General features: G+C 54.7%; 13 protein-coding genes. 5 read left to right on the forward strand and 8 right to left on the reverse strand.

What is annotated here, in order from left to right:
• Window positions 1-80 precede the first annotated feature (80 nt).
• The gene (locus tag FLT43_RS10435) at window positions 81-2,006 is read right to left on the reverse strand and encodes a helix-turn-helix transcriptional regulator (RefSeq protein ID WP_087444948.1); all 1,926 of its coding nucleotides are present in this window, start codon (window positions 2,004-2,006) and stop codon (window positions 81-83) included.
• 126 nt (window positions 2,007-2,132) lie between these two features.
• Here FLT43_RS10435 and FLT43_RS10440 point away from each other — a divergent pair, with 126 nt between their 5' ends.
• The 5 genes from FLT43_RS10440 (at window position 2,133) to FLT43_RS10460 (ending at window position 7,516) form a co-directional block, all read left to right on the forward strand.
• Window positions 2,133-2,960, forward strand: coding sequence for a CPBP family intramembrane glutamic endopeptidase (locus FLT43_RS10440; protein WP_244194386.1), 828 nt, complete (start codon window positions 2,133-2,135; stop codon window positions 2,958-2,960).
• Window positions 2,961-3,069: 109 nt separating this feature from the next.
• Window positions 3,070-3,558, forward strand: a complete 489-nt coding sequence (locus FLT43_RS10445; protein WP_087444946.1) for a DUF4358 domain-containing protein — start codon at window positions 3,070-3,072, stop codon at window positions 3,556-3,558.
• 47 nt (window positions 3,559-3,605) lie between these two features.
• Window positions 3,606-5,015: an MBOAT family O-acyltransferase gene (locus tag FLT43_RS10450; RefSeq protein ID WP_087444945.1), complete on the forward strand. Its 1,410-nt coding sequence runs from the start codon at window positions 3,606-3,608 to the stop codon at window positions 5,013-5,015.
• Between the two features lie 42 nt (window positions 5,016-5,057).
• Window positions 5,058-6,185: a DHHW family protein gene (locus tag FLT43_RS10455; protein ID WP_087444944.1), complete on the forward strand. Its 1,128-nt coding sequence runs from the start codon at window positions 5,058-5,060 to the stop codon at window positions 6,183-6,185.
• Window positions 6,186-6,277: 92 nt separating this feature from the next.
• Window positions 6,278-7,516 carry an aminopeptidase gene (locus FLT43_RS10460; protein ID WP_087444943.1) on the forward strand — a complete coding sequence of 413 codons (1,239 nt, stop codon included), beginning with the start codon at window positions 6,278-6,280 and terminating at the stop codon, window positions 7,514-7,516.
• 108 nt (window positions 7,517-7,624) lie between these two features.
• On the opposite strand, the gene FLT43_RS10465 is transcribed toward FLT43_RS10460, so the two are convergent.
• The 7 genes from FLT43_RS10465 to FLT43_RS10500 all read right to left on the reverse strand — a co-directional run bounded on the left by FLT43_RS10465 (window position 7,625) and on the right by FLT43_RS10500 (window position 13,799).
• Entirely contained in the window at window positions 7,625-8,092 is a 468-nt protein-coding gene (locus tag FLT43_RS10465) for a hypothetical protein (protein ID WP_087444942.1), read from the reverse strand.
• Window positions 8,093-8,151: 59 nt separating this feature from the next.
• Entirely contained in the window at window positions 8,152-9,072 is a 921-nt protein-coding gene (locus FLT43_RS10470) for a DUF2167 domain-containing protein (RefSeq protein WP_244194385.1), read from the reverse strand.
• A gap of 1,093 nt (window positions 9,073-10,165) precedes the next feature.
• Complete coding sequence (locus tag FLT43_RS10475) at window positions 10,166-10,798, reverse strand: SMI1/KNR4 family protein (protein WP_087444941.1); 633 nt, start codon at window positions 10,796-10,798, stop codon at window positions 10,166-10,168.
• Window positions 10,799-10,912: 114 nt separating this feature from the next.
• Window positions 10,913-11,488 carry a hypothetical protein gene (locus tag FLT43_RS10480; protein WP_087444940.1) on the reverse strand — a complete coding sequence of 192 codons (576 nt, stop codon included), beginning with the start codon at window positions 11,486-11,488 and terminating at the stop codon, window positions 10,913-10,915.
• A gap of 42 nt (window positions 11,489-11,530) precedes the next feature.
• Window positions 11,531-12,154, reverse strand: a complete 624-nt coding sequence (locus FLT43_RS10485) for a M23 family metallopeptidase (RefSeq protein ID WP_244194384.1) — start codon at window positions 12,152-12,154, stop codon at window positions 11,531-11,533.
• A 241-nt stretch (window positions 12,155-12,395) separates the two neighbouring features.
• Window positions 12,396-13,598, reverse strand: a complete 1,203-nt coding sequence (locus FLT43_RS30655) for a GNAT family N-acetyltransferase (protein ID WP_307719705.1) — start codon at window positions 13,596-13,598, stop codon at window positions 12,396-12,398.
• Between the two features lie 3 nt (window positions 13,599-13,601).
• Window positions 13,602-13,799: a DUF4177 domain-containing protein gene (locus FLT43_RS10500; RefSeq protein WP_087444938.1), complete on the reverse strand. Its 198-nt coding sequence runs from the start codon at window positions 13,797-13,799 to the stop codon at window positions 13,602-13,604.
• Window positions 13,800-13,816 lie beyond the last annotated feature (17 nt).

The following is a 13,816-nucleotide window of genomic DNA, read 5'->3' on the forward strand; positions in this document are numbered from 1 at the left end:
CCGCTCTTCTCTTGCGAGCAGAGCGGATAATAGATGGACATGCAGCAAGAAGCCGGGGAATCCCCGGCTTCTTGTCCTATTCACGGCTTGGAACTCGCCGCCGGGATGGCACTCCCTCCCGTGCCGTCCCTCAGTAGCCCGGCCTCGCGCCCGACGTTCGCGGCCGACTGGCGATCGCGGACGCCGAGCTTCGCGTACAGCGTGGATATGTAATTGCGCACGGTCCCCTCCGACAAATACAACCGCTCGGCAATTTGCTGCCGGTACTTCAAGCCTTGGGCCAAACCGTCCAGCACCTCGCGCTCCCGCTCGGTCAACCCGAACGGATCCGCGGCCGCATCGGCTTGAGGCGGAATGTCCCGCGCTTCCCGCTCCCGCAGCCGCTTCATCTGAGCGATAAGCGTGCGCGCCATCGCCTGATCGACCAAGGTTCCTCCTTGATACAGCATGCGCACGCTCGCCAGCAGCTCCCGGGGATGAATCGATTTGAGCAAATATCCTTCCGCGCCGGCTTCGATCGCGGCCATCGCCAGATCGACCTCGTCCACCGTCGTAATCAGAATCACCTTCACCTGCGGATAGCAGGCCTTCACCTTCTTCGTACAGGCAAGACCGTCCATCTCGGGCATGCGCACATCCATCAGCAGCACATCGGGAGGCTCCCGCTCCAGCAAGGCGAGAACCTCTTTGCCATGAGATGCCGTCCCTATCACCTCAATGCCGTCTTCTTGGCCGAACAGGAAATGAAGGCTCTCTCTCACCAACTGCTCATCATCGGCGATCAGAAGGCGAATCGGGCGCTCCCCTTTGTCGAGAGGCATATTCGACAGCGGCAGCGCGCAGCGCACGGAGGTGCCGGCCTCCCGCTCTGAACAAATGTCCAATGAGCCGCCATAGGCCTGCAGCCGCTCGCGCATCGAGGATAAGCCGAAGCCCGGCTCCAACTGCTCCGCTCCCTGTCCGTCATCCCGGACAAGCACCGCAACCTCATCCTTCGTATAGGTGAGCAGGCAGTCCACCTGCCTCGCATGACCATGCTTGACTGCATTGGTGATCGCTTCCTGGGCGCAGCGGATCAGCAGCAGCCGATGGGAGGAAGGGACGGTCAGCCGTTCCCCCTCCACCGCGAATGTGCCTGCGATCCCGGTATTCTCCTGCAGCTGCTCCGTAATCCTGCTCAGCGACTCCGCCAGCTCCTCCCCTTCTGCCGGCGCCAGACCGTGAATATGGCTGCGGATTGACCCGAAGCTGGCTCTCGCATGCTCCAGCAGCGAAGCCAACCGCTGCTGCGCCTGTCCGGGGTCGCGCGCGATAGCCGATTGCACCGTCTCCAGCCCCATGACAAGCGAGACATGGGCATGTCCGATCGCGTCATGCAGCTCAGCCGCCACCCGGGAGCGTTCCTCCTGGAGCGTAAGACGTTCCACCTGCTCGGCATACTGCCGGATGACGCGGTACTGCCGCTCATTGTCCTGAAGCAGCTGCTTCAATCGCGATTGTGTATGAATAAGGAGATTGAATCCGATGCCGATCCCGTACAGCACAAAATGATTTACGCTCTGATCGACGGCTTGGGGTACGGACAATTTGCCGCTGAACAGTCCGATAAGCGGGAACAAGATCAGAATGGGAGCCGACCAGCGGACGGAGCGCGCCGTTGCCAGATACCCCGCCAGCAGCGTCGCCAGCACCATATTATCGACATACTCCCCGGCAGAGAAATGCATGATCAGATTGATGCTGCCGAGGCCGATGATTTCCGAGGCAATAAACCATTCCGCCCAAATATGCGACGGCCGCCAGAACAGCAGCGGAACGAGGCTGGAGATGAGGAACAGCGTTACCGCGGGCCACTTCGGATCTCCCGCCACCTCAGAGAAGCCAGCCACATAGATGGCGCTCGTCGCGATCCAGAATAAGTACAGTCCAAATAATGACCAATCTATCCACTGCCACGGACGATCGGCTGCAATCCGATCAGGCAGTGACAATCGTTGTCTATCCATGAATTGCTCCTTCTTCACTATCATATATTCGTATGGTCACAGACACGATATTCCTCACTATGACTGCATTTCCCATTGTAATATGCTGTTCCTGCGAACAAAAGTAAAAACTTTGGAGGAATGCACATGTTTCCACGAATGAATGACACAATAAAAGCACTTACCTATGCTGCAATCGTGCTGCTGCTCGGCATCGGCTTCGCCTTCCTGCCGCAGGTCAATACGCTGCTCTATATGATGACACCGGCTATCGCCGCACTTCTTATGATGTTCCTCGTTACCGGAGAGGGCTGGCGCAAGCCCGGCTGGACAAGTCTTGGCCTGTTCCGCTTCGGCTGGAGGGGAATGCTTCCGGCCCTGGTAATCCCGCTCGCCATCATGCTCCTGAGCTATGGCACCGTATGGCTGGCCGGCCTCGCGGACATCCATATCCCCGACCAGTTCGGCGGATATCCATGGAGCGGCTTCCCGCTCATTCTCTTCGCCACGTTCCTCGGAAATATCGTGACCACCTCGCTGGGAGAAGAATTGGGCTGGCGCGGCTATTGGCTTCCGCTGCTCGTCCGGGCATGCGGGGAGCGGCGAGCTTATCTTATCAACGGCTTCATCCATGGGGTATGGCATCTGCCGATTATTTGGCTGACTGGGCTGTATCATTCGGAGCAAGCACCCTGGTACGCTTCCCTCATGATTGTGCTAAGCTGCTTGGCCCTCGCTCCGGTTATCGGCAGCTTGCGGCTGCGCACGGACAGCGTCTGGCCGGCCTCTGTGCTGCATACGGCGCATAATCTGTCCTGGAATGTGCTGTCCGGCCTGACGGCTGCCAGCTCGCCGCTTGTCTACTACATTAGCGGGGACAACAGTATCATGATTACGCTCTGTTATGGAATGATAAGTCTGTTCGTATGGGCCCGCACCGGGACGGCACGAACCTCCCAATCCGTCGACCGTTGACCGGCGCGATCCAATTTGTGGATGCTGCAACCTATTCTCTGCTTTGCCCGTCTACAATTTTGCAAATATGAAAACATGAATAAGACCTTAGAAGAAAGAGGGGATCAAGATGAGAAAATGGTTGGCGGTTATGATCATACTGGCGATTGCTGTCGCCGGATGCACCACGAAAAAAGAAGAGGCCGTTCAAGTGCCTGTGGCCGATATTATGGCGAAATTAAAGGAAAGCGCGGAGTTCCCTCCAATGGCTGAGGAGATTGATCTGAAAGCCGATGCGGATATGGCCGGAAAGCTTCATATCGATCCTGCCCAATTGGCCGAGGGACGGATGCTGAAGGCGATGCTCAACGTCAAAGCGGACGAAATTATCGTGCTCAAAGCAGCAGACGAGAAATATATCGCAGACCTGAAAAAAGCGCTGGAAGAAGAAGGTGCGACGCAGGAAAATCTATGGAGCACCTACCTTCCCGATCAATACGAGATTGTCAAAAACCGGATCATCAAGCAGGAAGGCGCTTATCTGGCGCTGATCATTTCGGAAAAAGCGGAAGATGTCGAGAAAGCATTCATGGCAGCGCTGAAGCCGGACGGCAAGTAATGTTACCGCCTTGCGCGTATCGGCAGACTTGAGGGGAGGAACAGCTAGTGGTATTTAGCTCAGTCGTCTTTCTGTTTACGTTTCTCCCCGCAGCGCTGCTGCTTTACTATGCATCTCCCCGGCGGGGGAAGAACGCGGCGCTATTGCTGATCAGCCTCCTGTTCTATGCGTGGGGCGAGCCGGTATATATTGTGCTGCTGCTGTTCTCTGCGGTCACCGACTACGTGAACGGACTGCTGATCGAACGGTTCCGGGGCAGAACAGCGCTGCAGCGCCTCACGCTCATCTTCTCCCTCGCGGTGAATGTGGGCGTGCTTTGCTTTTTCAAATATGCCGATTTCCTGATTGATTCGCTGAACGGCGCATTCGGGACATCCATCGCTCCGCTTGACCTGCCGCTTCCGATCGGCATCTCATTCTATACGTTCCAGACAATGTCCTACACGATTGACGTCTACCGCGGCCGCTGCAAGGCGCAGCGCAGCTTTATCGATTTTGCCGCCTTCGTGTCAATGTTCCCCCAGCTTGTCGCTGGGCCTATCGTGCGCTACGACGAGGTGGAGAAGCAACTGTCCGAACGAAGCATCTCGCTGGAGCAGATCGGATACGGGGTAAGGCGCTTTATTATCGGGCTTGGCAAAAAGGTGCTGCTTGCCAACAATATCGGCATGCTGTGGGATATGAGCCGCAGCGGAATCGATGATCTCACGACGGCGGGCGCATGGATAGGCATTATCGCTTTCGCGTTCCAAATTTATTTCGACTTCAGCGGGTATTCCGATATGGCCATTGGGCTGGGAAGCATGCTCGGCTTCCGCTTTCCGGAGAACTTCAACTATCCGTACATTTCCGCGAGCGCTTCGGAATTTTGGCGCCGCTGGCATATGACGCTTGGCGCCTGGTTCCGGGACTATGTTTATTTCCCGTTGGGCGGAAGCCGCACCAGCAAGCCGAGGCTCGTATTGAATCTGTTCGTCGTCTGGTTCCTGACCGGATTATGGCATGGCGCGAGCTGGAATTTTATCTTGTGGGGACTCTATTTCGGCCTGCTGATCGGATTGGAAAAGCTGTTCCTCGGTCCATGGCTGGAACGGCTGTGGCGGCCCGTCCGGCATGCCTACCTGATCGCGGCGGCCCTGTTCGGCTGGGTGCTGTTCGGACTCGACGACATCGCTTCGATCGCGAACTATATAGGGACGATGCTCGGACTCGGGGACAGCGTTCTCCTCAGCGGAACGGATATGTACAATCTGCGGAATTACGGCTTGCTGCTGGTCATCCTTGTCATCAGCGCGACGCCTCTCGCCGCCCGGGTAGGCGCCCTGCTGCAGCGCCGGCCTGCCCTCCAAGCCGCCGTCTCGGTTGCCGATTACGCGCTGCTAGCCGGAATGCTGTTCGCCAGTACCGCTTATTTGATTGACGGAACGTATAATCCCTTTCTCTATTTCCGCTTCTAACAGCGAGACGTACCCCGATCATTTCAGGAAGGAGAATGGAACATGACCAACAGACGCGCCGCCTGGCTAACGGCCGGCTTTGTCGCCTATCTCGCCGCGCTGAGCCTGTGGAGCATCGCGCAGCCGGACCGCAAGCTATCCGAGTTCGAGAACCGGGCCCTGCAGCAGTTCCCTTCCTTCTCCGCCGCGAAGCTCTGGGATGGGCGTTATACGGAGCAGTTAGGGAATTATTTCGCTGATCAATTCGCTGCCCGCGACGCTTGGGTCGGCATCAAGTCGGATCTGGAGCGCATGAGCGGCAAGACGGAGAATCGCCAAGTCTTTTTCGGCAAAGACAATTATTTATTCGAGCGCTTCCAGACGCCCGGGGCACAGTACGAAGCGAACTTGAACGAGATCCGCCGGTTCGCTGCCCGGCATGCCGTCACCCCGATGCATATGCTGCTCGTCCCTTATTCGCAAGCCGTATACGCCGACAAGCTTCCGGCATACGCCGAGGCGACGAGCTATGATACCGCGGAATTCATTCGCGGCACGTATGATACGCTGGGCAGCGCCGTGACGTCCGTGTCTGTGTTGGATGCACTGAAGCGGCACAAGTCCGATTCGGTCTTCTTCCGAACCGACCATCATTGGACGATGCGCGGCGCTTATTATGGGTATGCGGAATTCGCCCGCGCCGCCGGCTTCGAGCCGATTCCGCTGGAGAGCGTGCCATCACGCGTCATCAGCAGCAGCTTTTACGGGACCTATTACACAAAGGCGAACAACCGCCATCTGCTCCCAGACAAGCTGGAGCTGCTGGAACAGTCCCTCCCGCCCTATAAGGTCTGCTATTCCGATGCCTCCGCATGCTCGGATTCCTTCTATCATATGGAGGCGCTGTCCGTCCGCGATCAGTATAAGGTGTTCTTCAACGGCAACCGCGCATGGACGACGATAGAGACGGGAGCCGGGACTGGCCGCAGCATCGTCATATTCAAGGATTCGTATGCCAACGCGTTCGTTCCGCTGCTCGCGCCGCACTATTCCAGCATCCATATGATTGACCTGCGTTTTTTCCATGAATCGGTAGACGACTATCTGACCAGGCATAACTTCGATCACATTCTGTTCCTGTATGGCGTGAAGACGGTGGCGGAAGATGATATTTTCAAATGGCTCAATTAATCGAAGCTTATCATCCCGCCGGCTTTTGATTGCATTGCGGAAATGAGTTATATTGGAAACATAGGTCCATTTTCAAATCGAGGAGGATTCCGATGACTGCAGCAACATTCGAACAGAATTTGAAGAAATATGCCAACCTCATCGTCAAGGTCGGCGTCAACGTGCAGCCGGGACAGGAAGTGTATGTGTCGGCCACTACCGAAGTCGCGCCGCTGGCCCGCCTGGTAGCACGCGAAGCGTATGAAGCTGGCGCTTCCAACGTCCATGTCGATTGGATCGACGAAGAACTGTCCCGCTTGAAATATGAAAAGGCCGCTGACGAGATGTTCACGGAGTACCCGGAATACGAGGCTTTGAAGCGGAATACGTTCGTCGACAAGCGCGCCGCCTTCGTCGCTATCGTCTCATCCAACCCGGATCTGCTCAAAGGAATCGATCCGAAGCGCATCGGCAGCTTCCAGAAGGCTTCCGGTCAGGCGCTGGACCATTACCGCAAGGCCGTGCAGTCGGACAAGGTCAGCTGGACGGTCGTCGGTGCAGCCAGCGCAGACTGGGCAGCCAAAGTATTCCCGGATGCAGGCCGCGAAGAAGCGGTAGAGAAGCTGTGGGACGCGATATTCGCTTCCGTGCGTCTCCATGCGGACGATCCGGTGCAAGCCTGGGAAGAGCATAATGCCACCTTACATAAAAAGGTCGATATTTTGAACGGCCATCATTTCCACAAGCTGCATTACCGCGCTCCGGGAACCGATCTGACTATCGAGCTTCCGGAAAAGCATCTGTGGGTAGGCGCAGGCAGCACGAACGAGCAGGAGACCCCGTTCATGGCGAACATGCCGACGGAGGAAGTGTTCACCGTGCCGCAGAAGGAAGGCGTCAACGGATATGTGTCCAGCACGAAGCCGCTCAGCTACGGCGGCAATCTGATCGACAACTTCAAGATCACGTTCGAGAACGGACGCATCGTCAAAGTCGAGGCCGAGCAAGGCCAGGAAATTTTGCAGCATCTGGTCGATACGGACGAAGGCTCGCATTATTTGGGCGAGGTGGCGCTTGTGCCGCATCATTCGCCGATCTCGGAGTCTAATATTTTGTTCTACAATACGCTGTTCGACGAAAATGCCTCCAACCACCTGGCCATCGGCAGCGGCTATGCCTTCAACATCGAAGGCGGCAAAAAAATGTCCCGCGAAGAGCTGGATGCGAACGGCGTCAACAACAGCATTACACATGTTGACTTCATGATCGGCTCCGCCGAGATGGACATCGACGGCATCCTCAAGGATGGCACCGTTGTTCCGGTGTTCCGCAAAGGGAACTGGGCCATCTAATCGCCCGTGAATTTCGCGCGATTTCACGCACAGCGCCCCTGCGTCAGGCGGACTGGAGATGTTCTCCGGCCGCCCGGACGCAGGGGCGCTGTATTTCTTTACGATATTTTAGATCGTCTGCAAATCAGAGAGAAGGTGCTTCAGCCCCTCTTCGTCGTCTACATGACGGGCCAGCTCCTCTGCCCTCATTTTGTATCCGGCGGAGTCTTCGGCCTTGTTCATCAGACTGGAGGCTCGTGCCAGCGCTTCATACGCATAGGCGGTGTCGAACGCCCCCAAGGTGAACTTGCGGCAAATATCCATGCAGCGTCTGGCATGATACATGGACGCTTCCGCCATCCCCGCGACGGCATAGACGCGGGAGATCTGCCACTCCCCGCGGGCGAACTGGAGCTCGCGACCAACGACGCCCCAATGATACCGCGATGCATGCGCCGCATGGATCATCATATCCGTCTCCTCCGGCGTGCGATCCGTCTTCTCCATCCATTCCCATACCTTGTTGAATAATTGCTTTGCGCTTTGCTCATGGAGGTCCAGATCGGTTTGCGCCGGGTAGTTCATCATGGAGGTCATGGACATTGCTCCTTCTTCTATTTAAGTTGTCATGATTGACATGCTTTATCCTGATTCGATTACGTTGCCGGCGGAGGCGGCGTATTGTTGTCCCGCACCGACTCGTTCTGCATCTCGTTCTGCGCCTCGGCCGGTTCTTCCTGTTTCTTCTTCTTGCCTGTAATAAGACGCCATACGCCGACTATCGCCGCGACAATGACGATCCAGAACTTCTTCAGCAAGGCCAAAAATCCAAGCTTCTTGGCCACCGCCAATCCGGCTCCGCCCAGCACGAGTCCGGTCAATCCGTACTCCGCTTTTTTGTCCGTTGATTTGTCGAAGTCCTCATACCGCTTGCCTGCCGTAACCTGGAAGGTAGACAGCACCCGCTGCTCCAGTTCCTTCCGATCGGCCTGCAGATGCTCCGGATCGGATACAAGGATAATCGAAATATAACCGGTCCGCGTCAATACCCGCATATTATAGTTAATAATTTTCTCATTCTGCGCATTATGCGCTAGCAGGGACCAGACGAGTCTGTTGCTGTCCGCATCATACGTTGGCTTGACATCCCAATCATCGACGAACAGATGCATGCTCGGATCCTTTTCCTTATTATCTTCTTCCGTGCCTTCCTTATAACTGTCAAGAAGAGCATCCGCGTCAATGTTGTCTTTCTCGCTGTCTTCGATATATCCGGAATCCGTATATTCGAAGATCGCAATCCAGGTCGAGTCCTCGTCATCCGGAATGACTGTGCCTATTTCTTCTCCGCTTGGCACCGACTGGATCTGCTTTTTCCAAGCCCTCGTATTATTGCCGTCCAAGAAAATCAAGCCCTCATCCAGCTTAAATGAAGCGATACCGGTATCAAGCTGAACTTGCTGTCCCTCACCATCAACCCATTGGACTTCTTCCTCCGCTGCCGCAGGCATGGCTCCGCCGACCAGCAACACGAGAGCAATCAGGGCTGCCGCGCCTTTATGAATCCATCGTTTCAACTTACTTACCTCCCAGAACATGGTAGTATGTATTTTTCCAAATACATACTATACAGGATTGCATACACCTTGGATATCCTCTGTTCGCAAATTGTTCCTATTGACGCAGGTGATGCAGCACAATTTCTGGATAAACAATGACTATATAACCAAGACTTTGGAACCAATGATATAAAAAGAAGCGATTTTTCTTGAGGGAAAAGGGACAGGCAGTCCATGCCTCCCTTCTTTACGACAATCTCCCGTTGGCTCAGGTTCGTATTTCCACTTTGGGGACCTTCATTCCCCCTCCGAGCCAAGATACCCTCGTCTGCCCTTTGCACCACTCTCCCCTTGAGTCAGGACCGATCCTTTTTATTTTTAGCCACATCTTTCTCCTCCCTAGCGTTGTTCAAGCTCCCTTGCCCTACTGACTTCGCGAGAGGCAACATTTCAACAATGAAGATCTCGCCCTGTATCTAATTACTGAGTGGTTGGGAGAATGCTTGTAAGGAGGATAACATATGCTCATTTCTGAACAATGGGGATATCGTCTGTAAGGACGCAGGACATTTACCCATTCCTGAACAGTGGGGATATTGCCTGTAAGAGGCAGGACATTTGCTCATTCCCTGACTAGCGGGGATATTGCCTGTAAGGGGCTCACATACAGCTCCATCCATCATCCCAACAAAAAATGGGGCGGCAACCCGCCCCACCCGTATGTTCAAAAAACAGCGCTGTCCCATAATCCGATACAGCGGTGCTTCTCGTTGAAATCAATGTTCTTCTGTTATGGCTGCATATAGATGCGAAGCTCGCTCTCCGCCTCTTGGCGCACGTTGTGGTTGCTATGCTGTGCCAGTTGTTCCGCGACGTTCGGGCTTCTGCCTTCATCTGCGGTGTCATCGCGCCGAAGCAGCGGATCACGGTGGACGTAGCCGCTTGAAGAGTTGATGAATCGCTATCCCGCAGGCTCGCGATAAGCATCGGGAGCGCAGGAAGCACGTCCTGACGCTGTTGGAATTGATCATCATCCGATGTCTCCAGATTATCGGGTGACACTCTCAACTCCTAATCCATATCCTCGTTATACTCCCTCGATGGAGCTTCCTTACTCCCTAGCCGGCTGCAGGCCGCACAGCGTCTCCATCATCTCCCGGAAGGAACTGAACAGTTCTCTCTCCCAAGGCTGCACCCGTTCCCGGATCCGGCTTTGTTCCTCTCCCAGTTCATGCAAATGGTCGTGCAAAAACCAGACGACAGGGTAATCCCCGCTGTCATCGATCCGGGTCATATCGAAGCAGACCGGCCCCTGACTGTCTTCCGCTTCCGTGAAGGGAAGGTAACCGGCCGCGAGCAGCGGTTCCCATGCCTGGATAATATCCCGGTAGCGGGTCAGCCTGTCCTGAGAGGACATCGGAGGCAGCTCAATGAACTGGCAATCTCCCCTGTGCCCCGTCTCATCCTCGATGTTGTTAAAATGCAAATCCATATAATGATATGTACGGAACAGAGCTTTCATCAATGGCGGAAAGGAGATGGAGAATTCGTTCTCCAGTTCCTTGATCTCCTCTTCGGTAATGGTCGAAGGGATGCATTTCCAGCATACCCAGCCGTCCTCGTCAATGGCGCCGTCTCTCATCTCCACGGGAACCCCTTCAGCTACCGAATGGAACAACACCGGATGCACATGGGCGAGATGAATGTCCAACTGCCTTGTGATGAAATCGATGTCCTCCTTCATTAGCAACATGTCTCCTTCCTCAACTGCTAGATTATGTCTATTATTATAGTAGCTGTGTCCAAAGACAACAAACCCAGCGCCGCATGGCACTGGGTCAGCCCGTTCATTCACTCGTCAGGGACGGACGGCTTCCACTTGATCGATTAGCAGCTTATCCGCCAAAATCGTTACCGTTTCCTCAACCTGCACCTCTATCAGTTCTTCCAGGCTGTCGCTATACTGTCCGGAGATGTGAATCCGATAGCGTCTGTCCGCCTCTGTCTTGCTCAACTTCAAGCCGAAATGAATCGAGGACAGAACGCCGAACGATTCCTGCTCTTTGAAGGAATAGTTTCCTCCAGGGCCCGCTTCAAAGTACGAATCGAACAAGCGCTTGGCCTGCTCTTCACTGTAATAGCGTCCCAGGGCAGTCAGAAAAGCTGTTTTGTCCTCTTCACTCAGGGTCAGGCGCTGCGAGTAGCGAAGCACTCCGTTCGTCCACGTCTCCGCATCGCGCAGCCATAGAAAGAGCGGGATTGCGGAATTGTGTTCCATCGTCTCCTTCGTCAACGGCGGAGGCGCGGTCTCCTCCATCACCTGCAGGACCGTCTGAACCGTTACCTTCTTGCCTTCTTTCCCCGGAGAAGAAGGCGACGTGCATGCTGTTAATAACAAGATGACGGAGATGAGTGCCAGCACAGTTTTTTTCATCGGTTAACTCCTCTGTCTGTAATAGGTTCCTCTAGAGTAGCGCTAGTCTAACGGAATTCCCTTCGATAACCGCTCATCCGCGGTCATGTTCAGAATCTCCTCCACGCTGTAGAAGATGTCATCCAGTACATCATCGATCTTCTCCGGGTCTGTTTCTCCAAGTTCAATTGATTTTGGAACTTTGCCCGCATGTTCAGGAAAGAAATTCGTGATGGGATTGACCGGATTGGAGGAATTGTCTGTCTTGCAGGCGCCCGTGCATTTTCTTGTCTCGAAATGAAGATGGACTCCTGTTGCATCTCCCGTCTTGCCCATATACCCGAGGGTGGCCCCTTTTCCTACCTTCTGGTTGGTAGACACGGCAGGCGTCTTATTCATATGAGCGTAGCGGGATTGATAGTTGGCGCTGTTGATGACATGATGAACATAGACGACCCAGCCATAGCTGTCGGACCAGCCTGATCGGGAGACGGTACCGTCATAGTAGGCGACGATCCGATTGCCGGCTACGCCGGCCGTCTTCGCCCCAATGTCGATTCCTTTGTGTGTGTTGCCTTTGAAGCCTTGGGTAATTCGCGTGGAGTCGGGTACGGGCCAGGTGTATTTACTGTTAGCGGAAGCAATCGTGGAGAGCGAGGCAATGCATAAAGCAACTACGGATAACATCGTTACCAACCTCTTCATTACTCCAATCATCCCCTTTTTTAGGTAAATACACTCTAACCATAACATATTTTTTCTACTTGTAAATATATGTAATTATTTACATTGAATGTTCTCCTCCCTCCCCTATGGCGCTTCTGTCCTGTAGCTGGGGAACGGAAAATAACATTTATAGATCGAAAAAAACAGACCGCCATATGAACGGTCTGCCATGTGAGCAGCGAGCCTCTTCCCGCTGCGTCAGTTATAGATGACGATTCTGGTCGATAAGGCTCTGCAAATGATGCAGAACAAACGTAAAATAAGCCGGCTCATGGGGGACGATATCCGTCAATGTCAGCTTTATCCCCGTGCCGCGTTCGCCATGTCCCCGACTGAACTCCTCCGCGGCAGCGGAATCCGCTTCGCCGAGGCAAAGCTTGCGGAATGCTTCCGCTTCGACCCGGACGATGGAGTCGACCTCATCTTCCTGCAGGCGAAAATCGGAGATTGCTCCAGCATGCCGATAGAAAAAGACATGGCAGAACTCATTATCGGTCATGTCCGGCTGCATGATGGAGTCGGCAATGACGCCGGCATAGACCAGCTTCCCCGGTTCCGGTTCGATGCCCAGCTCCTCGCGCAGCTCTCGCACGCCGTCCTGCGGCGTCTCCCCCGCTTCCAGATGGCCTGCCGCCGTAATATCAAGCATATTAGGGTAATCCTTCTTATGTATATGTCTGCGCTGCAACAGAAGATAGGCCGTACCCTGCTCCTGCATCCATAGCCAGCAGTGGAACGTCTGATGCCATAGCCCCTCGGTATGCACCTCATGTCTTGTTCGCACGCCGGCCGGCTTCATGGCGTCCGTAAACGTGTCGATATACTCGATGTCTTCCGGGTTGCTCTTCTGCATTGGGGGCCGCGCGCCGTCCTGCATATCATATGCAATAAGCCAGCAATCGCGCATCTCGCCCTCATGGTATTCATGCTTCGGCAGCAGGGCCAACTTGCGGAAGCCGCATTTCTCATACACATGGAGCGCGCGCTCATTCCACGTCTGCGGATCCATCACGATCCGTACCGCTTGATGCTGCGCGATCAAGTAATTCACCATCGTCTTAATCAGCTTCGTGCCGATGCCCTTGCCCCAATAGGCGGTCTCCCCGATAAATTGATCCATGCCGAACACACGGTTCATCGTGGGCTTGATCCCGTATTGGGCTTGATCCTCATGCGACAGCGGGTAGAACTGGAGATATCCGATTGCCTGTCCATCGTACAGAATGATGCATGGTGTTATCTCCTCCCGGTCCTCATAGAAATGCTTTCTTACCATCTCCATGTCATGCGGACGATCCCGGCCTTCGTAATAGCGAAGCACCTCCGGATCGGACAGCCAACGGACGAGCAAGGGAGCATCGGCAGCCCGGAGCCTCCGAACCGCGAGCTTACCGCTCTTGAACACAGCTTATCTCCCCTTTCTCCGCTTGCAGACCGCGATCACATCCCGGGATTGGCCCTGGATACTCGTATCGAAGCAGGATACCAGCTCCCATCCGTCCAGTCCGAGCCGGTTCAGTTCCTCCTCGAACTCCTGTTCGTTAACCTTTCCTCCCAGAAAACCTCCGGTTTTGAGTTTAAGCGTCTTGTATTCCCATTGTTCCATAATGTATCCTCCTTGCG

The sequence above is a fragment of the Paenibacillus thiaminolyticus genome, from assembly GCF_007066085.1.
Taxonomy (GTDB): Bacteria; Bacillota; Bacilli; order Paenibacillales; family Paenibacillaceae; genus Paenibacillus_B; species Paenibacillus_B thiaminolyticus.